At 72.7% G+C, this 26,695-nt stretch carries 22 protein-coding genes and 1 pseudogene; 8 read left to right on the top strand and 15 right to left on the bottom strand.

The window, feature by feature from the left end; translation table 11 throughout:
* The first annotated feature begins 92 nt into the window (after positions 1-92).
* Positions 93-1,511 (top strand): MFS transporter, encoded by a 1,419-nt coding sequence (locus tag IE277_RS33380; protein WP_189957472.1) that lies wholly within the window; start codon positions 93-95, stop codon positions 1,509-1,511.
* 33 nt (positions 1,512-1,544) lie between these two features.
* Here IE277_RS33380 and IE277_RS33375 read toward each other — a convergent pair whose 3' ends face one another.
* From IE277_RS33375 to IE277_RS33350, 6 genes are all read right to left on the bottom strand, one after another.
* On the bottom strand, positions 1,545-2,534 hold the full coding sequence (locus IE277_RS33375) for a malate dehydrogenase (protein ID WP_189957471.1): 990 nt from the start codon (positions 2,532-2,534) through the stop codon (positions 1,545-1,547).
* A gap of 371 nt (positions 2,535-2,905) precedes the next feature.
* On the bottom strand, positions 2,906-4,195 hold the full coding sequence (locus IE277_RS33370; RefSeq protein WP_189957470.1) for a helix-turn-helix domain-containing protein: 1,290 nt from the start codon (positions 4,193-4,195) through the stop codon (positions 2,906-2,908).
* 247 nt (positions 4,196-4,442) lie between these two features.
* Positions 4,443-5,135 (bottom strand): response regulator, encoded by a 693-nt coding sequence (locus tag IE277_RS33365; protein ID WP_189957469.1) that lies wholly within the window; start codon positions 5,133-5,135, stop codon positions 4,443-4,445.
* Positions 5,136-5,167: 32 nt separating this feature from the next.
* Positions 5,168-6,361 carry a sensor histidine kinase gene (locus tag IE277_RS33360; RefSeq protein WP_444544851.1) on the bottom strand — a complete coding sequence of 398 codons (1,194 nt, stop codon included), beginning with the start codon at positions 6,359-6,361 and terminating at the stop codon, positions 5,168-5,170.
* Positions 6,362-6,510: 149 nt separating this feature from the next.
* Positions 6,511-7,065 (bottom strand): DUF3017 domain-containing protein, encoded by a 555-nt coding sequence (locus IE277_RS33355; RefSeq protein ID WP_189957468.1) that lies wholly within the window; start codon positions 7,063-7,065, stop codon positions 6,511-6,513.
* Positions 7,055-7,909 (bottom strand): bifunctional methylenetetrahydrofolate dehydrogenase/methenyltetrahydrofolate cyclohydrolase, encoded by an 855-nt coding sequence (locus tag IE277_RS33350; protein ID WP_189957467.1) that lies wholly within the window; start codon positions 7,907-7,909, stop codon positions 7,055-7,057. The genes IE277_RS33355 and IE277_RS33350 overlap by 11 nt, the downstream gene beginning before the upstream one ends.
* Positions 7,910-8,169: 260 nt before the next feature.
* Between IE277_RS33350 and IE277_RS33345 the strand changes: the two genes are divergently transcribed.
* The 5 genes from IE277_RS33345 (at position 8,170) to IE277_RS33325 (ending at position 12,378) form a co-directional block, all read left to right on the top strand.
* Positions 8,170-8,826, top strand: coding sequence for a hypothetical protein (locus IE277_RS33345; protein ID WP_189957466.1), 657 nt, complete (start codon positions 8,170-8,172; stop codon positions 8,824-8,826).
* A 151-nt stretch (positions 8,827-8,977) separates the two neighbouring features.
* Positions 8,978-9,727 carry an FHA domain-containing protein gene (locus tag IE277_RS33340; protein ID WP_189957465.1) on the top strand — a complete coding sequence of 250 codons (750 nt, stop codon included), beginning with the start codon at positions 8,978-8,980 and terminating at the stop codon, positions 9,725-9,727.
* Positions 9,724-11,304 (top strand): serine/threonine protein kinase, encoded by a 1,581-nt coding sequence (locus IE277_RS33335; protein WP_189957464.1) that lies wholly within the window; start codon positions 9,724-9,726, stop codon positions 11,302-11,304. Before IE277_RS33340 ends, IE277_RS33335 begins: the two co-directional genes overlap by 4 nt.
* Positions 11,305-11,415: 111 nt before the next feature.
* Entirely contained in the window at positions 11,416-11,886 is a 471-nt protein-coding gene (locus IE277_RS33330; RefSeq protein WP_189957463.1) for a hypothetical protein, read from the top strand.
* A gap of 159 nt (positions 11,887-12,045) precedes the next feature.
* Positions 12,046-12,378, top strand: coding sequence for a hypothetical protein (locus IE277_RS33325; protein ID WP_189957462.1), 333 nt, complete (start codon positions 12,046-12,048; stop codon positions 12,376-12,378).
* A gap of 43 nt (positions 12,379-12,421) precedes the next feature.
* Here the strand turns inward: IE277_RS33325 and IE277_RS33320 are convergent.
* The 3 genes and pseudogenes from IE277_RS33320 to purN all read right to left on the bottom strand — a co-directional run.
* A pseudogene (locus tag IE277_RS33320) lies at positions 12,422-12,544 on the bottom strand (DUF397 domain-containing protein); the annotation flags it as partial.
* Positions 12,545-12,716: 172 nt separating this feature from the next.
* Complete coding sequence (gene purH / locus IE277_RS33315; RefSeq protein ID WP_189957460.1) at positions 12,717-14,297, bottom strand: bifunctional phosphoribosylaminoimidazolecarboxamide formyltransferase/IMP cyclohydrolase; 1,581 nt, start codon at positions 14,295-14,297, stop codon at positions 12,717-12,719.
* Entirely contained in the window at positions 14,294-14,932 is a 639-nt protein-coding gene (gene purN, locus IE277_RS33310) for a phosphoribosylglycinamide formyltransferase (protein WP_189957459.1), read from the bottom strand. The genes purH and purN overlap by 4 nt, the downstream gene beginning before the upstream one ends.
* Positions 14,933-15,214: 282 nt before the next feature.
* Here purN and IE277_RS33305 point away from each other — a divergent pair, with 282 nt between their 5' ends.
* Positions 15,215-16,033, top strand: a complete 819-nt coding sequence (locus tag IE277_RS33305; protein ID WP_189957458.1) for a hypothetical protein — start codon at positions 15,215-15,217, stop codon at positions 16,031-16,033.
* Between the two features lie 25 nt (positions 16,034-16,058).
* Here IE277_RS33305 and IE277_RS33300 read toward each other — a convergent pair whose 3' ends face one another.
* Positions 16,059-17,918, bottom strand: a complete 1,860-nt coding sequence (locus IE277_RS33300; protein ID WP_229882147.1) for a cell division protein PerM — start codon at positions 17,916-17,918, stop codon at positions 16,059-16,061.
* A gap of 93 nt (positions 17,919-18,011) precedes the next feature.
* Between IE277_RS33300 and IE277_RS33295 the strand changes: the two genes are divergently transcribed.
* Positions 18,012-18,914 (top strand): RNA polymerase sigma factor, encoded by a 903-nt coding sequence (locus IE277_RS33295; RefSeq protein WP_373310944.1) that lies wholly within the window; start codon positions 18,012-18,014, stop codon positions 18,912-18,914.
* A gap of 127 nt (positions 18,915-19,041) precedes the next feature.
* Here the strand turns inward: IE277_RS33295 and sucD are convergent, their stop codons facing one another.
* The 5 genes from sucD to IE277_RS33270 form a co-directional block, all read right to left on the bottom strand.
* A complete protein-coding gene (sucD, locus tag IE277_RS33290; protein WP_189957457.1) occupies positions 19,042-19,926 on the bottom strand; it encodes a succinate--CoA ligase subunit alpha in 885 nt (294 codons plus the stop codon).
* Positions 19,927-19,953: 27 nt separating this feature from the next.
* Positions 19,954-21,132, bottom strand: a complete 1,179-nt coding sequence (gene sucC, locus IE277_RS33285) for an ADP-forming succinate--CoA ligase subunit beta (protein WP_189957456.1) — start codon at positions 21,130-21,132, stop codon at positions 19,954-19,956.
* 722 nt (positions 21,133-21,854) lie between these two features.
* Positions 21,855-23,054, bottom strand: coding sequence for a VWA domain-containing protein (locus IE277_RS33280; RefSeq protein WP_189957455.1), 1,200 nt, complete (start codon positions 23,052-23,054; stop codon positions 21,855-21,857).
* Positions 23,051-25,441, bottom strand: coding sequence for a DUF5682 family protein (locus IE277_RS33275; RefSeq protein WP_189957454.1), 2,391 nt, complete (start codon positions 25,439-25,441; stop codon positions 23,051-23,053). Before IE277_RS33275 ends, IE277_RS33280 begins: the two co-directional genes overlap by 4 nt.
* Complete coding sequence (locus IE277_RS33270) at positions 25,438-26,619, bottom strand: ATP-binding protein (protein WP_373310943.1); 1,182 nt, start codon at positions 26,617-26,619, stop codon at positions 25,438-25,440. The genes IE277_RS33275 and IE277_RS33270 overlap by 4 nt, the downstream gene beginning before the upstream one ends.
* Positions 26,620-26,695: the final 76 nt, after the last annotated feature.

The following is a 26,695-nucleotide window of genomic DNA, read 5'->3' as shown; positions in this document are numbered from 1 at the left end:
TTCCTTGCAAAGGTTGCACTGGAAAGCAGGTCACCGGCGAGCCTACGGTGAGGGCGATCCCGACACCACTTCCGAAGCTCCCGGGAGGAGCCGTGCCCTCGCACGCCCTGAAACGCCCCACCCTGCTCGCACTGTGCGCCTGCGTCCTGGTCGCGCAGAGCATGGTCGCCGCCATCAACCTCCTTGTCCCGCAGCTGAGTTCGTCCTCCCTGCACCCCTCGCACACCGAGATCCTGTGGACGGTCGACGCCTATGTCATCGTCTTCGCGGGCCTGTTGATCCCGGCCGGCGCGCTCGGCGACCGGTACGGCCGCAAGGGCGCCCTGCTGGCCGGGCTCACCCTGTTCGCGGCGGGCGCCGCCACCAGCGCGCTCGCGTCCGGCCCGGCCGTCCTGATAGCCGGGCGGGGCCTGTCCGGCGCCGGAGCCGCGCTGATCACACCGGCGACGCTGTCGATCCTCATGCATCTGTGCGCGCCCGAGCACCGGGCCCGCTCGATGGGCGCCTGGACGCTGTCGATCGGCCTGGGCGGCGCGGCGGGCAATCTGGGCGGCGGGCTGGCCGGCCAGTTCCTCAGCTGGCGGGCCCTGTTCGCGGTCATGGTCCCGCTCGCCGCGGTGCTCGCCACGTGTGTGGCGGTCGCCGTCCCGCGCACCGAGCGCTCGGCCCGCAGCAACCCCGACCCGCTCGGCACCCTGCTCCTGACGGCGGGCCTGGTCGCCGTCCTGTTCGGCATCATCGAAGGCCCCGCCTACGGCTGGACCTCCGCCCGTATCCTCGGCGCCTTCGCGGCGGGCGCGGTGCTGATCGCCGCCTTCACGCTGCACGCCCTGCGCGCCCCTGCACCCCTCTTCGACCCGCGCGCTTTCGCCTCCGCCCGCCTGCGGGCATCCTCCCTCGGCACGGCCACCGGCTTCTTCGGCCTGTTCGCCCTGTTCTTCGTCAACTCGCAGTACCTGCAGGACGTGAAGGGCTACGGCCCCGCGCTCACCGGTGTGGCGATCCTGCCGCTGGTGTTCGGGATGGCCGCGGCCCAGAAGCTGGCCTCCCGCTGGGCCGGCCGCCCGCGCGCGGTCATCGGCGCCGGCCTCGCCCTGATCGGCCTGGGTCTGCTCGGCGCGTCCACGGCCGACGCGGGCACCCCGTACGGGCTGTTCGTCTGCTGGCTGCTGGTCATCTCGGCCGGCGCCGGACTGTCCATGCCGGCCCTGACCCTCGGCGTGGTCACCTCGCTCCCCGCCCACCAGGCAGGCCTCGGCTCCGGCCTCGGCACGACGGCCCGCGAGACGGGCGCGGCCCTGGGCGTCGCCGTCACCGGCACGGTGCTGTCGTCCCACACCGACCTGCTCCACGGCATGGGCCCGGCACTGCGGACGGTGGGCGTGGTGGTGCTGGCGGCGACGGCGCTGGTGGTGGCGGGATACGGGAAGCGCCCCGAATCCGCGGACGGAAAACGCCCGGCATCCCTGCGGCGGGATGCCGGGCGTCTGACGCGAGTGCGGAACTCTTAGATCGCGAGTACGGAACTCTTGGATGAGGCCGAGCTAGATGAGGCCGAGCGCGCGGACCGCCTCGCGCTCCTCCTCCAGCTCCTTCACCGACGCGTCGATGCGGGCACGGGAGAACTCGTTGATGTCCAGGCCCTGGACGATCTCGTACTTGCCGTCCTTCGTGGTGACCGGGAAGGAGGAGATCAGGCCCTCCGGGACGCCGTAGGAGCCGTCCGACGGAATACCCATGGAGGTCCAGTCGCCCTCGCCGGTGCCGTTGACCCAGGTGTACACGTGGTCGATGGCGGCGTTGGCGGCGGACGCGGCCGACGAGGCACCGCGGGCCTCGATGATCGCGGCACCGCGCTTGGCGACGGTCGGGATGAAGTCCTCGGCCAGCCACTTCTCGTCGTTCACGGTCTCGGCGGCGTTCTTGCCGGCGACCGTGGCGTGGAAGATGTCCGGGTACTGCGTGGCGGAGTGGTTGCCCCAGATGGTCAGGCGCTTGACGTCGGCGACCGTGGTGCCCGTCTTCTTCGCGAGCTGGGTCATCGCGCGGTTGTGGTCCAGGCGGGTCATCGCGGTGAAGCGCTCGGCCGGGACGTCCGGCGCGGCGGCCTGCGCGATGAGCGCGTTGGTGTTGGCCGGGTTGCCGACGACGAGGACCTTGATGTCGTCCGCGGCGTGGTCGTTGATGGCCTTGCCCTGCGGCTTGAAGATGCCGCCGTTGGCGGAGAGCAGGTCGCCGCGCTCCATGCCCTTGGTGCGGGGACGGGCGCCGACCAGGAGGGCCACGTTGGCGCCGTCGAAGGCGACGTTCGGGTCGTCGCTGATGTCGATGCCCTGGAGCAGCGGGAAGGCGCAGTCGTCGAGCTCCATCGCGGTGCCCTCGGCGGCCTTGAGCGCCGGGGTGATCTCCAGCAGGCGGAGCCGGACCGGCACGTCCGCGCCGAGCAGCTGGCCGGAGGCGATGCGGAAGAGCAGGGCGTAACCGATCTGGCCGGCCGCGCCGGTGACGGTGACGTTCACGGGAGTGCGGGTCATGGCGTTCTCCGTATGACAGCTGGCGGTGGGGCGTCCCTGCCCCGGGCGGATGATCGATCTCTTGGCATCAAGAGAGATCCACCGGTCAGGCTATCGCGCATCCGGCATGCGAGATGTCCGGGGCCCTGTGGCTCACCCCACAAGTCGTACCCAGGGCGAACGAAAGGGCGGCCGCCAGGTCCGGGAGAGGGGGAGAGGACTGAGGCGGCCGCCGGGTGGGGGTGCCGGATGACCGGACTCCCGTGGGGGTAACCCACGCGTGCCCAGGATCCGTCGGGGCATGCGCCCGCTCCCGTAATTTCACCCTCCCGTTTTCCCGGCCCACCCGCCCCACCCGCCCCGGCCCCGTCCGGCGGGGCCGCCGGGCGGGGCTACTTCGTGCAGCCCGTCCGCCCGGACGCCAGCGTCGCGCAGGCCTTCGCCTGCGCCGCGTCCTTCACGGCGACCATCGGGGTGTAGGCGATGGTGTCGCCGACGCCGCTGGTCTCACCGGTCTGCTGGACCCGGCCGGCCAGGACATGGACCTTGTCGCCCGCGGCGGCGCCGGTGATCCGGCCCCAGGCGGCGCCGCAGGCCTTGCTGTACCGGACCTCCAGGGTGGTGGTGCCGACGGTGGCGGTCTTGGCGGTGCTGACCAGGTCGCCGCTGCACCCCATGGCCTCGGCGTCCTTGCCGTCGCAGGCGGAGCCGGTGCACTTGACACCGGGCGGCGGGCTCGCGTGCGTCGCGGCAGGGGACGGCCGCCCGGTGGCGCCGTCGTGCCGCGCGCCCCGGTCGGTCAGGAAGTAGACGGTCGCCATGACGACGAGCACGCCGACGGCTCCCGCGGCGAACATGATCACCCGCTGCCGGCGGGCGCTCCCCCGGCGCGCCGGGGGTGCCCCCTGAGGGGGAAGCGGTCCGTCGTACGGGTTCGGGGTGCTCGGCGTCCAGCCGGGACCGTCGGGCGACGTGCCGGGCCGGACACCGCCCGCGCCGCCCGCATCCGCGCGTGCCCCCGTGCCGGGGCGGCCGCTCGCCGGGGAGGGGCCCTGATACCCGGCCAGGCCCCAGGAGTTGCCGCCGGAGGTGCCCGTGCCGGTGCCGGTGCCGTCACGGTCGGCAGGGGCGGGGCCCGCGCCCTCGCGGGCGTCGGCGTCGGGGGCCGTCGGCTGCGGGGGGATCGTCGGGGAGACCCCGGCCGGACCGGCGATGCCCGTGGTCGCGCCGATGCCGCCGCCCGTGCGGCCCGCACCCGTACGGCCCGGCGGGCCGCCGTTCGTCCGGCCGGACCCGGTACCGCCCGGACGGCCGGACGGGCCGCCGGTGGCCTCGGCCGCCCCGAACTCCCCGAGCGCGGCGCGTGCCTGGGAGATCCGGATGGCCTCCATGGTGCGGTCGTGCCGCATCTCCGCCCGGCTCCAGGCGCGTTCGGCCAGCTCCCACATCGTGGTCAGATGCACGGGATTGGTGCCGGTGACCTCGGCGAGGGCGACGACGGCACCCTTGGGCGCGAGGAGCCGGCCGCCCAGATAGCGCTCCCAGGATGTCTTGCTGTAGCCGGTGCGGTCGGCGAGTGCCGCGACGCTCAGGCCGCTGCGGTCCACGAGCCGGCGCACCTGACTGGTGAACTCCCTGATCTGCGGATCCAGCTCCTCCGGCAGATCCTTCCAACGAGGCATCGCTTCCCCCCTACTTCCCCCCGTCCTGGCTACCCACAAGGATGCACCGCCTGAGGATCCCAGTTCCCGCAGTGGGGGCGCGCGGGAGCACGGAGGGCGCGCGCGGACACCGTAGCGGAACGGTCACTTCCGTGCCACAGCGCAGGGACAGGCGTTGAACAGGCCGTTCATGGGCGGAAGGCTGATTCCCGGCGGCGGTTCGTCCTGACTCGGGGGAGGGGATGAACCGCCGTCCCGCCGGGCCCGTTCAGCCGCCCGGTGTCACCAGTCCGGTCTCGTAGGCCAGCACGACCGCCTGGGCGCGGCTGCCCAGGCCGAGCTTGCTCATCGTGCGGTTGAGATGGGTCTTGACGGTGGCCTCGCTGATGTAGAGGCGGTCGGCGATCTCCACGTTGGACAGACCGCGGGCCGTGAGGGTGAGGACCTCCCGCTCCCGCGAGGTGAGCACCCCGAGGTCGGGCGAGGCCGCGCCGGCCGGGTCCGGGGCCTGCTGCCGGGCGAAGGCCTCCACCAGGCGCCGGGTGACACTGGGCGCGAAGAGCGCGTCGCCGCCGTCCACGACGGCGACGGCGGCGAGCAGCCGCTCGGGCCCGGAGTCCTTCAGCAGGAACCCCGCCGCCCCGGCGCGCAGCGCCCCGTACACATACTCGTCCAGGTCGAAGGTGGTCAGCACCAGCACCCGCGGCGGCCGTTCACCGGCCTCGGCGAGGACCCGCTCATCGGCCTCGGCGAGGATCCGCTCGGTGGCCTCGATGCCGTTGACGCCGGGCATCCGGATGTCCATGAGGATGACATCGGGCCGGGTCTCGGCGGCGAGCCGTACGGCCTGCGCGCCGTCCCCGGCCTCGCCCACCACCTCGAAACCCGGCGCGGCCTCCAGCAGGCCGACGAGCCCGGCGCGGATGAGGAACTGGTCGTCGACGACGAGCACTCTGGTCATGCCGTACGTCGCCCCCCCCGTGCGCCGCCTGCCTACCGCTCCGTCTCCGGCGCGGCCTCCTCCGTGTCCTCGGCCGTGCCCCCGCGGCCGCGTTCGGCGGCCGAGGTGGGCAGGGTCAGCCGGACCTCGAAGCCGCCCTCGGAGCGTGGGCCGACCGTGACCGTCCCGCCGTAGAGCTTGGCCCGCTCGCGCATGCCGATCAAGCCATGCCCCGCGCCCGTCGGCACTCTGGCCGGAACCGTCCCCTTTCCGTCGTCGGCGATCCGGACCCTCAGTTCATGGGCGCGGTACCGGAGTTCCACGCGCGCGTGCGCCGGGCCGGCGTGTTTGAGGACGTTGGTGAGGGCCTCCTGGACGACGCGGTAGGCGCACAGTTCGACGCCGGGCGGCAGCGGGCGCTCGGGTCCCGCGACATCGAGGTCCACGGGCAGTCCGCCGGCCCGGACCCGGTCGAGGAGTTCCCCGAGCCGGGCCAGCGTGGGCATGGGCGACCGCTCGGGCGCGTCGGGGTCCTCCTCGCGCAGCAGGTGCAGCATGCGGCGCAGTTCCTCCAGGGCCTCGCCGCTGGTGTCCGCGATGGTGCCGAGCGCGCCGCGCGCCCGGACCGGGTTCGAGTCGAAGACGAACCGGGCGAGACCCGCCTGCACCGAGATGACGGACATGTGGTGGGCGACCACGTCGTGCAGCTCCCGCGCGATCCGTCCCCGCTCCTCGGCGACCGCGTGCCGGGCCCGCTCGGCCTGCTCGGCGCGCAGCCGCCGGGTGAGTTCGGCGGACCGGCGGGCCAGGTGCCCGAACCAGACCAGCACCGAGCAGTACAGCAGCGCCTGGCCGAGCACGGACGCCATGGACGGGGTCCGGCTGACCACACCGGCGTACGCCCAGACGCCGGTCATGCCGGCCGCGCAGACCAGGGCGGTGCGCACCGGGCGGACGGAGGCGACGGTGTACAGCGCGAGCATGGCGCCGAAGGTGCACACCACCGGCCAGTAGCCGAGGGTGATGTAGGCGACCGCGGCGGCCTGGACGACGGCGAAGACGGCGAGCGGCCATCGGCCGCGCAGCGCGACCGGCAGATGGGCGAGGGCGACCAGGACGTAGGCGCGAGCGTCGAGTTCCGGCCAGCCCTGCGCGCGCGACTCCTGCCCGAGCAGGACGGCCACCACGGCCATGGAGAGGGCGATCAGCGTGTCCACGACGAGCGGGCGGGGGGTCCTCGGTCGCACCGCCGCAGGGTAACGCCCGAGGCCGGAGCCGGGAGTCAACCGGGTGCGGTACCGCGGAAGTTGCAGCCGGCGGGACGCCGGTGGCCCGCGTCCCCGGGGGGACACGGGCCACCGGCGTACGCGAACACCCCGTCGGGGCGCGGGCGTCGCTATCTGTTGCTGGTGAGTGTGAAGTGCAGGGTGTCCTTCAGGAACGGCATCACGAGCCACGGTTTGGGCTGGGCCATCAGCGCCAGCAGGACGATCGCGAGGCCGAGGACGCCGTAGGTGACGATGTCCGTGAAGCGGGAGCGGACGGCGAGCATGCCGACGCCCGGCAGTATCCAGCGCATGACCGCGCCGGCCAGCAGGGCGGCACCGATCAGCAGGGTGCCGTAGCGGAACACGTCGAGCGCGGTCAGCAGCAGGCCGAGCGCGACCCCGCCGAGCACGACGAGCAGGGGCCACTGCCGCGCCGGGGCGGGGGCGTCACCGCGCGCGGCCCGGCCGCCGCCCTCCGGTCGCGCGGTGTCCCGGGTGATCCGCGGGAATCGGCGTGTGGTCCGCCCGGGACCCTCCTCGGAACCGTGTGTGCCGTGGGAGCCCTTCTCGGGGCCATGTGTGCCGCGGGGGCCCTTCTCGTGGCCGTGTGTGCCGCGGGGGCCCGGGCCCGCGCCTGGCGCTCCGCGGGTGACCGCCCCCGCGCGGGCGTCCTCAGCCGGCACTGCGCTCCGCCGCCTCGACCACGTTGACCAGCAGCTGCGCCCGGGTCATCGGGCCGACACCGCCGGGGTTGGGAGAGATCCAGGCGGCCACCTCGGCCACGTCCGGGTGCACATCGCCGACGATCTTGCCCTCGGCGTTGCGCGAGACACCGACGTCGAGGACGGCGGCGCCCTGCTTGACGTCCTCGGCGCGGATCAGGTGCGGGAAGCCGGCGGCCGCGATGATGATGTCGGCCCGCTTCAGATGGGCGGACAGATCACGGGTGCCGGTGTGGCACTGGGTCACGGTGGCGTTCTCACTGCGCCGGGTGAGCAGCAGCGGCATCGGACGCCCGATGGTCACGCCACGTCCGACGACCACGACCTCGGCGCCCTTGATCTCCACGCCATGGGCCCGCAGCAGGCTGAGGATGCCGTTCGGGGTGCAGGGCAGCGGCGCGGGCTCGTTCAGCACCAGCCGGCCGAGGTTCATCGGGTGCAGCCCGTCGGCGTCCTTGGCCGGGTCCATCAGCTCCAGGATGCGGTTCTCGTCGATGCCCTTGGGCAGCGGCAGCTGGACGATGTAACCGGTGCAGTCCGGGTCCTCGTTCAGCTCGCGGACGACCGCCTCGATCTCCTCCTGGGTCGCCGTGGCCGGAAGTTCGCGCTGGATGGAGGCGATGCCGACCTGCGCGCAGTCACGGTGCTTGCCGGCGACGTACTTCTGACTGCCGGGGTCGTCCCCGACCAGGATCGTGCCGAGGCCGGGCGTGACGCCCTTCTCCTTCAGCGCCGCCACGCGGGCGGTCAGATCGGACTTGATCGCGGCTGCGGTGGCCTTGCCATCGAGAATCTGGGCGGTCATGCCCCCATCCTCGCGGATGAACCGGCCCCGGTTCCAATCCGGTACCCCGCCGCCGTTCCGATCTGTCACGCCATGATCAGGGATGTTGCACTTGCACAACACCTCACCATTCCGGCTGGACAATCAAGACCTGCCTAAAGAACGATGAGCAGACAGTGCAGCGGGCAGCTCAACGGGGGGACGGACCGCATCTGTAGAAACCCTCCTCCGTGCAGTGCCGCGCCTCGTCCCCAGCACTCGAACAACGGAGGAACCTCGCCATGAGCTTCGGCGACCCGAACAACCCCTACGGCCCGCCACCCCAGCAGCCTCCGGCCGCTCCCGGCTACGGCTACCCGCAGGCTCCCGGCGTCCCGCCGCAGGGGTACGGCTACCCCCAGCAGCCCGGCTACCCCCAGCAGCCCGGCTACCCCGGCTACCCGGGCGGCAACGCGATGACCCAGTCGATGCCGGGTCTGCTCGTGACCGCGCGGGTGTTCCTGTACCTCATCTCCGCGGTGCAGATCATCGTCGGCCTTATCTGGCTGTACATCGGGGCCTTCGTCAACGACGTCTCGAACAAGGCCGACGACCTGGGCAGCTCGTCCGACGACAGCCCGTTCAGCTCGATCGGCGACGGCGGCCACATGGCCGCGGGCCTGATCGTGTTCATCGGGCTGATCGCGCTGGGCCTGGCCGCGCTGTCCATCACGCTGGGCGTGAAGTTCGGCCGCGGCGGTCAGGGAGTGCGCATCACGACGGTGGTCTACGGCGCGCTCGGCGGTGTCCTCGGCCTGATCGGGCTCTTCGCGGGCATGGACTCCGGTCTCGCCTCGGCCACCATCTTCCCGCTCATCTGGGTGGTGTTCGCGGCCGTCATCACCGCGGCCCCGGTCGTGCCGAGCGGCACCGCATGGTTCAACCGTCCCAGGTACTGAACCCGCCCGCGCGACAGAACAGTTCGCGCCATTCCGTGTCGAGGGCCGTGTCTCACCCGTCCAGGGGGAGGCACGGCCCCGGTGTCTCCCCCTACCCTGACTGGCGTAGCCGTACCGGCCGGGGTGGCCGCAAGGCTCGGGGAGACGCACCTTGTACAGCATCATCGTCGTACCTCCGCGGACCCCGGAGGACCGACAGGATCGCGGCCAGATCCGGCTCGCCCCCGGCGAGCGCCTCCGCTTCGGGCGGGCGTCCGGCAACGAGCTGGTGATTCCGCACGACGGGGTCTCACGCCGGGCCGGCGAACTGAGCGCCCAGGGCGCGTTCTGGATACTGAGCAACCTCTCCGCGCGGCAGACGTATGTCGTCGAGAACCCGGAAGGCGCCGGCGAACACATCAAGGTCGGTCCGGGCCGGCTCGACGCGCCCATCCCGTTCGAGTTCTCGCGGATCGTCCTGCCCGCCGCCGGCGACCTGCTGACGATCGAGGTCTGGGCACCCCGCCACGACTATCTGCGCGGCGAGGGCGGACCCGACGGCGAGACCACAGCCCCCGCCTTCTCCGTCGACCGCACCAAGCGCTATTTCGCGGTCCTGGCCGCCCTGTGCGAGCCCCGGCTGCGCGGCGACCCGCACGCCCCGCTGCCCACCGTCGACCAGGTCGTGGACCGGCTGCGCGCCGCCTGGCCGGCCGCCTCACGCACCTCGGTGCAGTGGAACATCGACTACCTGGCCGTGAAGCTGCGGCTCAAGCCCGGTCCGGAGACCGCGGACACCGGTCCCCGCCTCAACGGCAAGAAGGAGTCCCTGGTGTCCCTGGCGCTCCGCTTCGACCTGGTGCGGGAGGACGACCTGGTCGTGCTCTCCCCCTCCGGGTCCGCGAGCCGGGCGGCCCGGTGACCGAGCCGTACGCCGTGCCGGTGCCGAGGGGCTACCGGGTCGGCGTCTGGGAGGTGCGCGAGCCGATCGCGACGGGCGCCTTCGGCAGCGTGTACACGGGCCGGCGCACCGCCGACGGCACCGGGGGCGACAGCGACGGCACCGGCGGCGACGACCGTGAACGGCCGCGCACGGCCGCGCTCAAGTTCCTGCCCACCGGCACCGGCACCCCACGGCAACTCTCCCATCTGCGCGAACTCATCGAGCGCGAGGTCGGCCTGCTCCGCAGGCTCAGACGGCCACGGCTGATCCGGATGTACGAGACCCTCGTCGTCGACGATCCGGCCCGCCCCGAACTCGACGGCGCCACCGTCCTCGTACTGGAGAAGGCGGAACACTCCCTGTCCGCGCAGCTGCGGACGGCGCCCCGCCCGTCCGCCGGCCCCGCCCTCCTCGCGCAGATCTGCGAGGGCCTGGCCCAGCTGCACCACGCCGGCTGGGTGCACGGCGATCTGAAGCCGGCCAACGTGCTGCTGATGAAGGACGGTTCGGCGCGGCTGACGGACTTCAACATGGCGGCGGAGCTGGAGGGCACGCACGCGTACACCCCCGCCTTCTCCACGCCCGACTACACACCCCCCGAACTGCTCTGGTCGGAGATCGGCGAACGCGGCCGCCGCATCCGCCCGTCGGCGGACGTCTGGGCCTTCGGTGTGCTGGCGCATCTGGTCCTGACCGACTCCTTCCCGCTTCCCGGGGGCACCCCGACCGCCCGCCGGGACGCGGCCGCCGCCTATGCGCGCGGCACCGACGAACTGCGTCTGTCGCCCGAACTGCCGGACGCCTGGCGGGAGATCGTGCGCGACTGTCTGACCAGGACGCACGGCGACCGGATCGGCACGGACGCCCTGCTGCGCCGGGTCGAGTCGGCGGCCGGGACCGGCCGCTCGCCCCGGCTGCCCCGGTCCCTGCTGCCCCGCCGGCGCCGGACGGCGGTGGCCGTGGGCTCGGCGGTCGCCACCGTGGCCGTGGCGGCACTCGGCTACGGCGTCAGCGACTGGGCCGGCACCGGCGGGACCGGGCCCAGGGATCCGGCCGCCGTCTACGGCGCCGCCGAACTCCGCACGGACCAGGGCGTCCCGGTGCGGTACCGCCGGCTGATCGTCGACTCGGCCCACGCCTGCCTCCAGCGAGAAGTCACCCCGGCCCTGATCGCGGCCATGCTGAAGACCGAGAGCAACTTCGACCCCGATCTGTCGGACCCCTCGGTGCCCGGCGGGGGCGAGTACGGCATCGCCCGCTGGACCCCGAAGGTGCTGCGCTGGTGGATCCGCGCGGACGGCGTCCCCGCCTCCGCGACCCCGTCCCCGCCGCTGTCCCCCGCCGTCTCCATCCCGGCCATGGCCCGCTACCTCTGCTATATCGACCCGCGTCTGAAGACCTCCCTGACGGGCGACCGCCGCGTCCTGCTGGCCGCCTCCTACCGGACGTCGTACGAGAAGGTGAACGACACGGGCGGCGTTCCCCCGAAGTACCGCGACTACGCCGCCCGTGTCGCTCACTACCTCAAGGAGTACACGCCGCCGGGCAGGACGTGACCCTGAGACTTCCGAGGTACCGGCGGACGAAGTACAGCGGGACGGTGGACCCACTCCGCCGGGAAGGCGTGCCGGCGGAGCGACCGACACCATCGTTCACATGGGGGAATCGTGAACATCGCCAAGCCCGCCGCGCTGCTCGTCGCGGCCACCGCCCTGCTCGCCGGCTCCACGGTCGCGGCCACCGCCGCCACCCCGGACGGCGTCCGGGTCACCGGCATCCAGGCCACCGCCGACCAGGTCCTCGCCGGCCACCCGAAGCCGCTCTCGGCCTCCGCCGACACGGTCCGCTACGACGGTCTGACCCTCAGCAGGGCCCCGAAGGGGAAGGTCACCGCCAAGGACCTGGACTGTGCCTACGGTCACCTCTGCATGATCGTCAAGGGCACCAAGTTCGACTTCTACAAGTGCCAGACCTGGACCGTGAACAACTGGACCGGAGACGGCCCGTTCACCAACAACCAGACCCCGGGCACGGTCGCCAGCTTCTACAACCAGGACGGCAGCACCCGCTGGACCTCGACGGCCTACGAGGCCGGCAACGCGACCTGGGACCCGATCTACTCCCTGCGGCCCTGCTGACCTGACCCAGCGGGGCAGACGGCCTCCGGCTCCCTCGGGGGAGGGCCGGAGGCCGTCGCTTGTCGATGGCCTCTGCAACATGGCATGCTCACGGCGACACTCGCATTGCAGACGCTAACGCGTGCGGGTGCACCATTGCAGATCAAGAGAAGAGACCACGTGTTGAACAATCGCGTTGCCGCCGTGGTGGCCTCCGCCGCACTCGCCGTTGCCTCCCTGAGCCTGGCGGCGCCCGCCGAGGCCGCGCCCGCCAAGGCCGCCGCAAGCTGCTGGAACGGGACCGTCAAGGCAAAGGAAAGCCTCACGATCCGGAAGAAGACCACGGCGAAGTCCACGGCCCTCGGCGTCTTCCCCAAGGGGGCAACGGCCTGCTTCGACAGCAGCACGGGCGGCCAGAAGTACAAGCTCTGCGGCAAGCGGGACGACCAGTGGAGCACCATCGTCTACAAGGGCATCGAGGGCTACGTCGTAACAACCTGCATCAAGTTCTGACCTCGACGGCCTCCGGCTCCCTCGCAGGGGAGCCGGAGGCCGTTCAGCGCTTGAGGGCGGTGATGAAAGGGACCCAGGCGGGGGCGGGGAAGAGGAGTACGGGGCCCTCCGGGTTCTTGGAGTCGCGCACGGGGACGAGGTCGGGGAGGGCGTCGGCCACTTCGACCCATCATGAACGGGTGAGTCGGGGTACGGGCACTCGCGACTTCGTTGACCTCGGCATCCGAGGCTCGCGGCATCGCCGACCGGGCGATCGCCGCCGCGTACGCCACAGATACGACGACGCCCCGGCACGGACGAAGAGTCCGGCCGGGGTCTGCTGCGGCTGGTCGGTGAGGTCAGTGGAAGAAGTGGCGCGTGCCCGTGAAGTACATCGTCACGCCCGCCTTCTCGGCGGCCTCGACGACCAGTTCGTCACGGATCGAGCCGCCCGGCTGGACGATCGCGCGGACACCGGCGGCGATGAGGATCTCCGGGCCGTCCGGGAACGGGAAGAAGGCGTCGGAGGCCGCGTAGGAACCCCGGGCGCGCTCCTCGCCGGCCCGCTCGACCGCGAGCTTGCAGGAGTCGACGCGGTTGACCTGGCCCATGCCGACGCCGACCGAGGCGCCGTCCTTGGCGAGCAGGATCGCGTTGGACTTCACCGCGCGGCAGGCCTTCCAGGCGAAGGCCAGCTCCGTCAGCTCCGCCTCGCTCAGGGCCTCGCCGGACGCCAGCGTCCAGTGGGCGGGATCGTCACCGTCGGCCTGGAGCCGGTCGGTGACCTGGAGCAGCGTCCCGCCGTCGATCTGCTTGGCCTCGACCCGGTTGCAGGGCGCGCCCGGGGCCTTCAGGACCCGGATGTTCTTCTTCTTGGCGAGGGCCTGCAGGGCCCCCTCCTCATAGTCCGGGGCGACGATGACCTCGGTGAAGATCTCGGCGACCTGCTCGGCCAGCTCCTTGCTGACCGGCCGGTTCACGGCGATGACGCCGCCGTACGCGGAGACCGGGTCGCAGGCGTGCGCCTTGCGGTGCGCCTCGGCGACGTCCGCACCGGTCGCGATACCGCAGGGGTTGGCGTGCTTGATGATCGCGACGCACGGCTCGTCGTGGTCGTACGCGGCACGCCGGGCGGCGTCCGTGTCCGTGTAGTTGTTGTACGACATCTCCTTGCCGTGCAGCTGCTCGGCCGCCGCGAGTCCGCCCGAGCCGTCCGTGTAGAGGGCGGCGGGCTGGTGCGGGTTCTCGCCGTAGCGCAGGGTGTTCGCGCGCTCGTAGGTGGCGCCGAGGAAGTCCGGGAAACCCGAGTCGTCGACGGGGGCGTAGGAGGACGCGAACCAGTGGGCGACGGCCACGTCGTAGGCGGCGGTGTGCTGGAAGGCCTCGGCGGCGAGCCGCTTACGGGCGGCGAGGTCGAAGCCGCCGTCCTGGACGGCCGCGAGGACGTCGGCGTAGCGCTCGGGGCTGGTGACCACGGCGACCGAGGGGTGGTTCTTGGCGGCGGCGCGGACCATGGACGGCCCGCCGATGTCGATCTGCTCGACGCACTCGTCGTCGCTCGCGCCCGAGGCGACGGTCTCGCGGAACGGGTAGAGGTTCACGACGACGAGGTCGAACGGCTCCACGCCCAGCTCGGCGAGCTGCTCGCGGTGGCGCTCCAGCCGCAGGTCGGCGAGGATGCCCGCGTGCACCTTCGGGTGCAGGGTCTTGACCCGGCCGTCCAGGCACTCGGGGAAGCCGGTCAGCTCCTCGACCTTGGTGACGGGGACGCCGGCGGCGGCGATGCGGCCCGCCGTGGAACCGGTGGAGACCAGCTCCACACCGGCTTCGTGCAGCCCGCGCGCGAGGTCTTCGAGACCGGTCTTGTCGTAGACGCTGACGAGCGCGCGGCGCAGGACCCGCTTGCCGCTCTCGGCCGTGACGGTGCTCTCGGCGGTCACTGGATAACTACCTTTCGTCCCTCAATACGATGGCCGTTGCGGGCGATCCGCCCCACGACCTCGACGAGCAGCCTTCGCTCGACTTCCTTGATGCGCTCGTGCAGCGCGCTCTCGTCGTCCTCGTCCCGGACCTCGACCACGCCCTGAGCGATGATCGGGCCGGTGTCGACGCCGTCGTCGACGAAGTGGACGGTGCAGCCGGTGACCTTGGCGCCGTACGCGAGCGCGTCGCGGACGCCGTGAGTCCCCGGGAAACTGGGCAGCAGGGCCGGGTGGGTGTTGATGCAGCGCCCCCCGAAGCGCGCGAGGAACTCCTTCCCCACGATCTTCATGAACCCGGCGGAGATCACGAGGTCGGGCTCGTACCCGGCCACGGCCTCGGCGAGGGCGGCGTCCCACTCCTCGCGGCTGTCGTGGTCCTCGACCCTGCACACGAAGGTCGCCAGCCCGGCCCGCTCGGCGCGGGCCAGCCCCTCGATACCGGTGCGGTCGGCCCCGACGGCGACGATCCGGGCGCCGTACCGCTCGGCTCCGGTGCGCTCGATCTCGTCCAGGAGCGCCTGCAGATTGGTGCCGGATCCGGAGACCAGCACGACGAGGCGCTTGACCGCGGGGCCAGCGGGGGTGGCGGCCACTGTGGGGCCCTTTCTCGGGGGGTGACGGGTCCGGCCGGCCCTTTGTACATTCGTACGAATGCTTCGCGCCCCGCGATACAGGGAAGTCTACGAAGCGGCCGACCGGCAGCAACGATACCGGCACACGCGAAGGCCCCCACGGGACGGGGGCTTGGCCGGAAGGTAGCGTTCGCAAGGAATCACGAAGGGGCAGCCTTGGGAACGCGGTGGTCGTACGGTGCGTTGTCGGGGTGGAAGCTCATATCGGACAGCCGCATTCGCCTAGGGGAAGACGCTCTTTTGATGCCCGATCGCAGCCTGCGACTCCTCACGTTCCCTCCGCGCCCGGCCCAGGGAGGCGAGCGGGGCGCAGTCGTGCTGCGAGACCGCCCGGCCTCGCCCCCCGAGGCTCCCGGCGGGCACACCGGCCGGGGCGGCCGGGGCGCCGACGGATCCGGCGCGGGACAGCAGGACGGCGGTCAGCAAGGCGGGCAGCAGGAGGACAACCCGTTCGCGCCGCCGCCCGAGGGCGCCCCGGACCGGCCCTGGCAGCCCCGCCATCCCGAGGGCTCCCACGGCCAGGGCTCCGGTCCCGCCGGCGGCTCCCCGTGGGGCAGCCAGTGGAGCGACCGCCAGCCCGGCCGCTCCCCCGGCGGCTTCGGCGAGCGGCCCGGCGGCGGCCCCCAGGGTCCCGGCGGACCGGCCGGCCCCGGCATGCGCTGGGACCCGACCGACCCGGTCCAGCGCCGCGCCCGGTACGCCCTGCTGTCCGGTATGTGGGCCGTCTTCTTCGCCCTGTTCAGCTGGCCGTACGTATCCCTGCTGCTGGGCGTGCTCGCCCTGTACTGGGGCATCAGCGCGCTGCGCGCCAAGCCGCGCGGCACCGGCCCGGACAACCCGACGCCGCCCGGCGCGGGCCGCCCCCAGACGACAGCGGCCGTCGGCGGCCTCCTCACGGCCTCCCTGGCCCTGGTCCTGGTGGCCTCGACCTTCACGGTCCAGTTCGTCTACCGGGACTACTACACATGCGTCAACGACGCCCTCACCCACGAGGCCAAACAGTCCTGCGACCAGCTGCTGCCGAAGCAGCTGAGGGGCGTCCTGGGAGTGGACGACAGCTGAGGTCCCGGCCGGGCGACGCGCCCGGTCAGCGGGTCGCGTCCGGGGGTTCCGCGGCGCCCGGCCGCCCCGGGTCGGTGAGGTCCGGGGCGGGCTCGGCAGGGGGCTCCGTCGAGGGGGCGCCGGGGCTTGCGGAGGCGCCGGCCGTGTCGTGCGGATCGTGTGGGCCGGCCGCGCCGTGCGGGTCGGACTCGCCGTGCGGGTCGGACTCGCTGTGCGGATCGTGCGGACCATGCGGATCGGCGGCCGCGCGTCGGGCCGCGCGATGGGTGATCCGTTCGAGGTCGTCGTGCCATTCCGAGCGGAAGGGGTCGTCGGCCGGGAGGAAGTCGTACAGCGCCTCCTCGTCGGCGACGGTCATACCGTGCGCGGCGTCCGCTCGGGCGGAGTCACGGTCCCCGCCCTCGCCCTTGGCGGCCCCCTTGCTCCGGCCCCCCTCGTCGGCCTCGGCCGGCTCCTTCGACGTCCGGTCCCCCTGATCCGTGCCGCTCCCTGCGTTCGCCCCGGCAGCCCTGCCGCCGGTCCGGCCCGCCCCCGTGTCCTGCGCCGGGATCTGCCCGCCCCGCTTGCGCAGGCCCCACAGCCGCCACGCCCGTACGACGAGGGCCACGGGCAGGGCGAACACCGCCGTCCAGACACCCGTCGCTCCCCCGGCCCGCCACCACACCGGCCCGAAGTCGGCCAGCGCGGCGACGCCCAGCGGGCCGCCCGCCAGCTCGGCGAGCAGGGCGAATGCCGCCGCGCAGACCGTCGCCGTCAGCAGCACCACCCCGGCGGTACGGGCAGCCGACCAGCGCACCGCCGCCGGCGCCCCCGGCTCCGGCCGGGGCACGGCTCCCCGCGCCACGAACCACCCCGCCATGATCCCGGCCGCCGCCGGCACCAGCCCCGCCACCCAGTTCAGCGGCGTTCCGGCGCCCGGGTCCGGCACCGCCGCCAGCAGCGGGAACGGCGGCAGCAGCGGCGCCGGATCGGAGGCGAACGGATGCACCGCATGCCCGGCGCCGAGGAGGAAACCGGGGCCCAGCGCATAGGAGGCGGCCCACACCGCCGCGTTGGGGATCAGCGCGATACCGAGCATCAGCACCGCGAACCGCCCCGTCCAGCCCTCCGTCAGCTGGAGGAAGGACACCCGCGCCAGGTCGCCGTGCCAGACCAGCGACACCGCGAGCAGCGAGGCCCCACCGCCGCAGAGCACGGCCATGGCCGCACCGGTGGCCCGTACGGCCGTACCCAGCCGGGCGCGCGCGTCCGTGCCGAACACCAGCCGCCGCACCGGTCCCGGCACCACCACCAGCGCGCGCAGTACCGGCTCGCGGGGGCAGCCGTAGGCCGACCACACCCCGGCCGCCGCCGCACCCGCCGCGACCAGCGGCAGACACACCGTCACCCCGGCCCATCCGGGACGCAGTTCGCCGTTCGAAGAGTAGAGCGCGACCGCGGCGCCGACGCCGAGATAGCCGAGGACGACCCCGGTGAACACCGTGCGCGCCGGTACGGGCGGCGGGTCGTCGGCGTCGTCGGGCGGGTCCACCGTGTCCCTGGCCGCCCGGTACACCCGCCACACGGGCAACGCCAGAAGCAGCAACGGCGTCACCCCCACCGGCATGGGCGCGCCGGAGAGCGAGTCGGTGCGGACCAGTTCGACGCCGTGCGACAGCAGCCACAGCGCGGCGGCCACATGCAGCGCGCCGCCCGGACCGCTGTCGGGGTACGGCGAACTGACCCACAGCAGCATCAACAGCGCGGCGAACGAGGCGAAGCCGAGTCCGGCCGCGACGGCGCCGCCCAGGAGGCTGGCGGCCAGTCCGGGTTCGCGATCGCGCATCCGAGTCAGCAGGGGCGCCAGCGACGTTCGGCGAACGGTCATCAGGTTCACGCTCGCCATGCTCCCAACGACACGCGCCTTCCCGTCGTAACAGGCGAACCTCCGAAGTGTCGCCCAATATACGTTTATAGGGTTTTTCGTACGAAAGGGTGCATGGTGACGACGCAGAACACTCAGACGTACACCGGACCGCAGACGGGATCGGCCGCCACTGCCGGGTTCACGACGCCCCTCGCCGCCGATCCTCTGACGCCGGCTCAGGCCTTCGACGCGCTGTACGCGTTCTGCGCCCCCGCCCTCGTACGCCAGACCTATCTGCTCACCGGGCGCCGGGAGCTGGCCCGCGAGGCCGTGGTGCGGGCCTTTCAGCAGGCCTGGCAGCGCTGGCCCGAGGTGGCGCGGGACCGGGATCCGGGCGGCTGGGTGCGGGCGATGGCCTACGACTGCGCGCTCTCGCCCTGGCACCGCTACCGGCCCCGGTACCGGCAGCCGGAGCCACCGCCGGCCGACCCCGCCGACCGGGCGCTGCTGCACGCCCTGATGCAACTGCCGCCGTCGTACCGGCGCACGCTCGTCCTCTACGACGGGGTGGGCCTGGATCTGCCGGAGACGGCGGCGGAGACGGAGGCCAGCACGCCGGCCGCCGCGAACCGGCTGACCCACGCCCGCGAGGCGCTGGCCGCTCGGCTGCCGGAGCTCGCCGACCCCGCCGAGCTGCACCGCCGGCTGCTCGGACTGGCCTCGACGGAGCGGCTCCGCGCGAGCGCGCCGGAGCCGGTGCGCGGGGAGTGCGAGCGGCGGAACGTGTTCTGGACCCGCGCGGCGATCGCGTTCACGGTGACGATCATCGGCGCGACCACGCTCACGCTGTGGACGGCGCCTACGCACTTCGAGCCACCGATCGCTCCGGCCCAGGCGGTGCAGGACGTGCCGGAGATGCCAACGGTGGGGATGGGGATGGCGGGTCCGCTGTCGCCGCAGAAGCAGGCGCTGCGGGCGAAGGCGCGGAGGGTCGCGGCGGGCAGGCCGGACCGGCTGGCACCGCGGGCGGAATGAGCGGTGATTCCGGTGCGGGTGCGTTGTGGCTGGTCGCGCGGTTCCCCGCGCCCCCGGAGAGTTGCCGTGGATGTCGGCAGGCCCGCCCCGGTGATGGGACGGGCCTGCCGGCGGTCAGCTGGGACGCTCAGCCGCCGAGGATCTCGCGGGCGAGCTTGGCCGTCTCGGTCGGGGTCTTCCCGACCTTGACGCCCGCGGCCTCCAGGGCCTCCTTCTTGGCCTGCGCGGTGCCGGAGGAGCCGGAGACGATGGCGCCGGCGTGGCCCATGGTCTTGCCCTCGGGCGCGGTGAAGCCCGCGACGTAACCGACGACCGGCTTGGTCACGTTCTTCTGGATGAACGCGGCCGCGCGCTCCTCGGCGTCGCCGCCGATCTCACCGATCATCACGATGAGCTCGGTCTCCGGGTCGTCCTGGAACGCGGCCAGGGCGTCGATGTGCGTGGAGCCGATGATCGGGTCGCCACCGATGCCGACAGCGGTGGAGAAGCCGATGTCACGGAGCTCGTACATCATCTGGTACGTCAGCGTGCCGGACTTCGAGACCAGGCCGATGCGGCCCGGCTTGGTGATGTCGCCCGGGATGATGCCGACGTTCGACTGGCCCGGGGTGATGATGCCGGGGCAGTTCGGGCCGATGATGCGGGTCTTGTTGCCCTTCTTGCCGGCGTACGCCCAGAAGGACGCCGAGTCGTGCACGGCGATGCCCTCGGTGATCACGACGGCCAGCGGGATCTCGGCGTCGATGGCCTCGACGACCGCGTCCTTGGTGAACTTCTCCGGCACGAAGATGACGGAGACGTCGGCGCCGGTCTTCTCGATGGCCTCCTTGACGGTCCCGAAGACGGGTACCTCGGTGCCGTCGAAGTCCACGGTGGTGCCCGCCTTGCGCGGGTTCACGCCGCCCACGACGTTCGTGCCGTCACCCAGCATGAGCTTGGTGTGCTTCATGCCGGTGGCGCCGGTCATGCCCTGGACGATGACCTTGCTGTCCTTGTTGAGCCAGATAGCCATGGTGTGTTCTGTCCTCGTCCTGAGTGCTTACTTGGCGGCGGCCAGCTCGGCGGCCTTGTCGGCCGCGCCGTCCATGGTGTCGACGCGCTGCACCAGCGGGTGCGCGGCGTCGGTGAGGATCTTGCGGCCCAGCTCGGCGTTGTTGCCGTCGAGGCGGACGACGAGCGGCTTCTCGACCTTCTCGCCGCGGTCCTCCAGGAGCTTCAGGGCCTGCACGATGCCGTTGGCGACCTCGTCGCAGGCGGTGATGCCGCCGAAGACGTTCACGAAGACGGACTTGACGTCCGGGTCGCCCAGGATGATCTCCAGGCCGTTCGCCATGACCTGGGCGGAGGCGCCACCGCCGATGTCCAGGAAGTTGGCGGGCTTGACGCCACCGTGGTTCTCACCGGCGTACGCGACGACGTCCAGGGTGCTCATGACGAGACCGGCGCCGTTGCCGATGATGCCGACCTCGCCGTCGAGCTTGACGTAGTTGAGGTTCTTCTCCTTGGCGGCCGCCTCGAGCGGGTTGGCGGCGGCCTTGTCGTGCAGCTCCGCGAAGTCCGGGTGACGGAACTCGGCGTTGTCGTCCAGCGACACCTTGCCGTCGAGGGCGAGGACCTCACCGGAGGCGACCTTGGCCAGCGGGTTGACCTCGACCAGGAGGGCGTCCTCCTTGATGAAGGTGTCCCACAGCTTGACGAGGACGTTCACGACCTTGTCGGCGACCTCGGCCGGGAACTTGGCGGCCTCGACGATCTCGCGGGCCTTGGCCTCGTCCACACCGTCGATCGCGTCGATCGGCGTCTTGGCGACGGCCTCGGGGCGGGTGGCCGCCACCTCCTCGATCTCCACGCCGCCCTCGACGGAGGCGATGGAGAGGAAGGTGCGGTTGGCACGGTCGAGGAGGAAGGAGACGTAGTACTCCTCGACGATCTCCGGAGCGGTCTCGGCGATCATGACCTTGTGGACCGTGTGGCCCTTGATGTCCATGCCGAGAATGTCCGTCGCGCGGGCGACGGCCTCGTCCGGGGTGGCGGCGAGCTTCACGCCACCGGCCTTGCCGCGACCACCGACCTTCACCTGCGCCTTGACGACGGACTTGCCGCCCAGTCGCTCGGTGATCTCGCGCGCCGCCTCAGGCGTGTCGATGACTTCACCGGCCAGCACCGGTACATCGTGCTTGGCGAAGAGGTCCCTCGCCTGGTACTCGAACAGGTCCACGCGCTTCCGTCCCTATCAGTGATCTCGCGGTTCGTTGGATGCGTGGGCGTGCCGCGAAGGGCAACGTGACGTCCGCTTGTCACAAGGGAGGCGCACACGGTGTCCGAGCGCGCGGCATGTCCGTCTCGCAGGTTATCGCCGCTTGAGGGGGCTCCCTAAATCGAGGGTCACACCCGAGCGGTGATACCTGTCACATGATGCCGGGTCTCCTGGCACGGCGTGCCGGGCGAGCCGTGGGATCAGGGGCTTCGCGACGATGTTCACGGCAATGTCCAGGCGATGTCCACGGCGCTGTCACGGCAATGCCCACGGCGATGTGCGAGACCTCACCGGGCTGGGGTTGACCCGGTGAGGCCTCTGGGGCGGCCCCGGTGGTCTCCGGGGCCGGGGCGGTTGATCCCCACCCCAACGGGGACCAGCCGCCCGAGCCGCGGGGCCCGGCCGGACAGGCCGACGGCATTCGGCCGCCCGGATCCGGACGCCCCACGGGGCATGTCGGGCCACGTGTCGCCGGTACGGGACGCGCTCGGCTCTGCTATCGGATGCCCGGCACGAGGCACCGCACGCCGTCCGGTCCCGAAGCGCGCGGACGTCGGTACGTCGGTACGTCGGTACGTCGGTACGGCCGTACGGGTGACCGCGCCGGTCGCCCCGGGGGGGGCAGGGGGCGATGGGCGGGGCTTGTACGGGTGGGCAGGTCGGCCCCCGCTGTCCAGCCGGCGTCACCCGCTGTCCGGTATCGGCAAGGGACGCCTTTCGAGTGCCGCGGCCATGACCTCGGGGAACAGATCGGGCGTGCAGGCGAAGGCCGGTGCCCCGAGCGCGGCCAGCGCCGCCGCGTGCTCCCGGTCGTACGCGGGCGCGCCCTCGTCCGACAGCGCGAGCAGCGCCACGAACTGCACCCCGGACGCCTTCATCGCCGCCACCCGCTTGAGCATCTCGTCGCGGATACCGCCCTCGTAGAGATCGCTGATCAGCACCACGACCGTCTCGGCGGGCCGGGTGATCTGCGACTGGCAGTAGGCCAGCGCCCGGTTGATGTCCGTGCCACCGCCGAGCTGGACACCGAAAAGGACGTCGACCGGGTCGTCCAGTCGGTCGGTGAGGTCGACCACCGCCGTGTCGAAGACGACCAGCCGGGTGCTGATCGACCGCATGGAGGCGAGGACCGCGCCGAAGACGGACGCGTGCACCACCGACGCGGCCATGGACCCGGACTGGTCGATACAGAGCACGACGTCCTTCTTCACCGCCCGCGCGGCGCGTCCGTATCCGACGAGCCGCTCCGGCACCACCGTGCGGTACTCGGGCAGATAGTGCTTGAGGTTGGCCGCGATGGTGCGGTTCCAGTCGATGTCGTGATGGCGCGGGCGGCTGATCCGCGCGCTGCGGTCGAGAGCGCCGTCGAGGGTGGCCCGGGTACGGGTCGCGAGTCGCTTCTCCAGGTCCTCGACGACCTTGCGCACGACCGCGCGTGCCGTCTCCCTCGTCGTCTCCGGCATCGCCTTGTTCAGCGAGAGCAGCGTGCCGACCAGGTGCACGTCCGCCTCCACCGCTTCCAGCATCTCCGGCTCCAGCAGCAGCGCGGCAAGACCGAGCCGGTCGATGGCGTCGCACTGCATGACCTGGACGACGGAGGCCGGGAAGTAGGTGCGGATGTCACCGAGCCAGCGGGCCACGGACGGCGCCGAGGCGCCCAGTCCCGCCGAACGGTCCCGGCCCGTCTGCGCTCTGTCCCCCTTGCCGTAGAGCGCGGCGAGCGTGCCGTCCATCGCCGCGTCCCGCCCGGACAGCGCGCATCCGGTGCCGTCGGCCTGCTCTCCGCCGAGCACCAGCCGCCAGCGGCGCAGCCGCTCCCGCGCCGGATCGCCCAGGTCGCCCGGATCGCCCAGGTCGCCCGCAGGTATCGACTCGGTCCTCATACCCCCACCCCCGCAAGGATGTTGTCGTCCCTCATGTCGCTGTCGTCGTCCAGGCCGAGCAGCAGACGCAGCACCGGCAGTACGGCGTCGGCGCGCCCGGTGTCCGGCTCGGCGGCGAAGCCGGGGGTCACAGCGCCGTGGGCCGCCCGGCCGGCCGCACGGTCAGCCGGTCCGCGCCGGACCAGTTCGCCGAGCGTTCTGCGCACCCCCGGCTCATACGCCGCGAAGGTCCGCCGCAGCAGCGGCAGTACGTCCGTGAACGCCTCCCCCGACACCCCCCTCAGCCAGCCGTCCACCAGGGCGAGCAGCCGCTCGTCGTGCACCAGCAGCAGTCCGCCACCGCCGCCGACGAAGCCCTCGATCCAGGCGGCCGCGTCGGCGGGCGCAGTCCCCGGCGACAGCGCGAGCCCCATCAGCCGCGCGGCCTCCTCGGACCGCAGCGCGCCGTCGTCCAGCAACAGCCGCACCGCCCGTCCCCGGAGCACACCGGGCACGCTGTCCCGCGACGACAACGCCCGCAGCACGGCGCGCCAGCGGTCCCGCAGCCCGCCTCCGGGACCGGCGCCGAAGGGACCGGAACCGGCAGCGGCGGCGCCACCGGCAACAGCACCGGCGCGCGTCTCCGTCAGCAGACCCACCGCCGAGTGCACGGCGTCCACATGGCCGCGCATCTCGTCCGCCGCGTCCCTGTCGAGCGCGGCGCACGCCGGGGGCAGTCCGACGAAGACGCGTTCGGCGAGGCCCATGGCGACGCCGGCCAGCGCACCGGTGTCCGTGCCGCGCACATCGCCGTAGCGCAGCGAGCGGACGAGGGCGGGCAGGGCCTGGGCGAGATGGCCGACGTCCGTGTCGAGCGCGGCCCGGTCGGCGAGTACCCGCATGACGACCGGCAGGGCGTTTGGCAGCCCGGCGAGCAGACACCGCTCGGCGAGCGCGGTGACGTCGGCGAGAGCGCAGGCGGCGGTGGCGTCCGCCTCGGCCCTGGCCTGCGCCGCGCCCAGTACGGTCGTCCCCCACACCCCCGCCTCGGCGACCCGCACCGACAGCTCCGGCTCCCAGCGCAGCCGCCAGGTCTCCCGGAACGTGCCCGTGCTCCCCCGGGACCGCGCGGGCTCGCCCCAGCCGACACCGAGCAGCCGCAGCCGGTGCAACAGCCTGCTGCGTCCGGCGTCGGTGTCGCCCCGCAGGTCCAGTTCCAGTTCGCGCTCCAGCGCCGCCGGCTTGAGCCGCAGCGCTCGCTGTTGCCGGGCCAGGTCGCGCTGCAGCGGCACCGCCGGCGCCGATTCCGGGACCTCGCCCAGGACGTCCCCGACCACCAGCCGGTCGTGCACCAGCGCCAGCGGTACGTCCGAGCCGTCGCCCATCACCGCGCGCACCGCGTCGGTGGTCTCGCCCAGTCCGGGCAGCGGGCGGCCGCGCAGCGCCGCCAGGGTCTCGGCGAGCCGGACGGCCTCGATGACATGGGCGGAGGAGACGATCCGGTCCTCCTCGCGCAGCAGCCGGGCCACCTTGGTCAGCCACCGCTCGACCGGCCGGTCGGGGGCGTGGAACAGATGGCCGTACCACCCCGGCGAGGCGATACCCGCGCCGTATCCGCTGGACCGGGCGAGCCGGCGGTGTGTCCAGGGCACCCAGGTCAGATCGGTCCTGACCTTCGCCAGCCCCTTGAGCAGGGCCCGGTCGGCGGCGACGGTGGTCTTCTCGCGCAGCGCGGGCACGTGCCAGGCCCCGCAGACCACGGCCACCTGCTCCCCGAACTCCTTGCGAGCGGCGCGCAGTCGGAGCCGCATGTGCGCCTCGCGGAAGAGATCCCGGCCGTGTCCGCCGGCGTCGTACCGCTCGCGGAGCGCGCCCATGGCGTCCGCCAGGGCCGCGAACGGGACGAAGGGGTCCCGCTCCCCCGGGCCCCGATGCTCGACGATGTCCTCCCACCAGCGTTCGGGATCGTCGTGTCCGGCGGCCTCGGCGAGCACGGCGAGCGGATCACCCCGGACCTCCCCCTCCCTCTTCGCTCCTGGGTCCTGCTCTCCCTTCTCCCGGGCGAGCGTGTGCGCGGCCGGCAGGTCGATGAAGTGGGCCGGGACGCCGTGCTCCAACGCCCAGCGGATCGCCACCCATTCGGGACTGAAGTCGGCGAACGGCCAGAACGCCGAACGTCCTGGCTCGTCCACGGCATGGGCGAGCAGGGCGACCGGGGGCCTCAGGCCCGGGTCGGCGGCCAGCGGGATCAGCGCGTCGGCCTCGGGCGGGCCCTCGACGAGGACGACGGCCGGCCGGGCGGCGTCGAGGGCGCCACGGACCGCGCGGGCGGAACCGGGACCGTGATGCCGCACCCCCAGCAGCAGCGGCCCGGAGGCGTAGGCCTGGGGCCACCGTGTGTCGTTCATGCACTCACCTCCCGGCACGCGCGGTAGAAGTCCGTCCAGCCCTCGCGCTCACGGACGACGGTCTCCAGGTACTCCTGCCAGACGACCCGGTCGGCCGCCGGATCGCGCACGACGGCGCCGAGGATGCCGGCGGCGACATCGGCCGGCCGCAGCACACCGTCGCCGAAGTGCGCGGACAGGGCGAGGCCGTTGGTCACGACGGAGATCGCCTCGGCCGTGGACAGCGTGCCGCTCGGCGACTTCACCTTGGTGCGGCCGTCGGCGGTGATGCCGTCGCGCAGCTCGCGGAAGACGGTCACGACCCGGTGGATCTCCTCGATGCCGTCGGGCACGGCCGGCAGATCGAGGGAGCGGCCGATCTGCTCGACCCGGCGGGTGACGATGTCGACCTCGGCGTCGGCGCTCGCCGGCAGCGGCAGCACCACGGTGTTGAAGCGGCGGCGCAGCGCGCTGGAGAGGTCGTTGACGCCTCTGTCCCGGTCGTTGGCCGTGGCGATGAGATTGAACCCGCGGACCGCCTGGACCTCTTGTCCCAGCTCAGGGACGGGCAGGGTCTTCTCGGACAGGATCGTGATCAGTGAGTCCTGCACATCGGCGGGGATCCGGGTCAGCTCCTCCACCCGGGCCGTCATGCCCTCGGCCATGGCGCGCATGACGGGGCTCGGCACGAGGGCGTCCCGGCTCGGGCCGTGTGCCAGCAGCTGCGCGTAGTTCCAGCCGTAGCGGATCGCCTCCTCCGGGGTGCCGGCCGTGCCCTGCACCAGCAGCGTGGAGTCGCCGCTGACGGCTGCGGCCAGGTGCTCCGACACCCAGGTCTTGGCGGTGCCGGGCACGCCGAGCAGGAGCAGTGCGCGGTCGGTGGCGAGCGTGGTGACGGCGACCTCGACGATCCGGCGCGGCCCCACGTACTTGGGTGTGATCACCGTGCCGTCCGGCAGGGTGCCGCCGAGCAGGTACGTCGCCACCGCCCAGGGTGACAGCTTCCAGCGGGCGGGGCGCGGGCGGTCGTCCTGCGCGGCGAGAGCGGTGAGTTCGGCGGCGAAGGCGTGCTCGGCGTGCGGGCGCAGCGCCTGGGCGCTCTCGCCCTGGCCCGGTTCGGCGGTGGTCGGCCGCTCGGACGCGGACGCGGATGTGGACACGGGTGAGGATGCGGACGCGGACGCGGATGTGACAGACATGGCGGACATGGCTGAGGCCCCCTCCAGCTCGGCCGGTTCGGTCTGGCATCCACCGTGCACCACGCCACTGACAATC

Source organism: Streptomyces alanosinicus, assembly GCF_014650595.1.
Lineage (GTDB): Bacteria > Actinomycetota > Actinomycetes > Streptomycetales > Streptomycetaceae > Streptomyces > Streptomyces alanosinicus.
This window is presented reverse-complemented; position numbering and strand designations above follow the sequence as displayed.

Coding starts and splice junctions, on each gene's coding strand:
- IE277_RS33375 (WP_189957471.1), bottom strand. CDS start 2,534: ATGACCCGCACTCCCGTGAACGTCACCGTCACCGGCGCGGCCGGCCAG.
- IE277_RS33370 (WP_189957470.1), bottom strand. CDS start 4,195: ATGCCTCGTTGGAAGGATCTGCCGGAGGAGCTGGATCCGCAGATCAGG.
- IE277_RS33365 (WP_189957469.1), bottom strand. CDS start 5,135: ATGACCAGAGTGCTCGTCGTCGACGACCAGTTCCTCATCCGCGCCGGG.
- IE277_RS33350 (WP_189957467.1), bottom strand. CDS start 7,909: ATGACCGCCCAGATTCTCGATGGCAAGGCCACCGCAGCCGCGATCAAG.
- IE277_RS33345 (WP_189957466.1), top strand. CDS start 8,170: ATGAGCTTCGGCGACCCGAACAACCCCTACGGCCCGCCACCCCAGCAG.
- IE277_RS33305 (WP_189957458.1), top strand. CDS start 15,215: ATGCCCGATCGCAGCCTGCGACTCCTCACGTTCCCTCCGCGCCCGGCC.
- IE277_RS33300 (WP_229882147.1), bottom strand. CDS start 17,918: ATGGCGAGCGTGAACCTGATGACCGTTCGCCGAACGTCGCTGGCGCCC.
- IE277_RS33295 (WP_373310944.1), top strand. CDS start 18,012: ATGGTGACGACGCAGAACACTCAGACGTACACCGGACCGCAGACGGGA.
- sucD (WP_189957457.1), bottom strand. CDS start 19,926: ATGGCTATCTGGCTCAACAAGGACAGCAAGGTCATCGTCCAGGGCATG.
- IE277_RS33280 (WP_189957455.1), bottom strand. CDS start 23,054: ATGAGGACCGAGTCGATACCTGCGGGCGACCTGGGCGATCCGGGCGAC.
- IE277_RS33275 (WP_189957454.1), bottom strand. CDS start 25,441: ATGAACGACACACGGTGGCCCCAGGCCTACGCCTCCGGGCCGCTGCTG.
- IE277_RS33270 (WP_373310943.1), bottom strand. CDS start 26,619: ATGTCTGTCACATCCGCGTCCGCGTCCGCATCCTCACCCGTGTCCACA.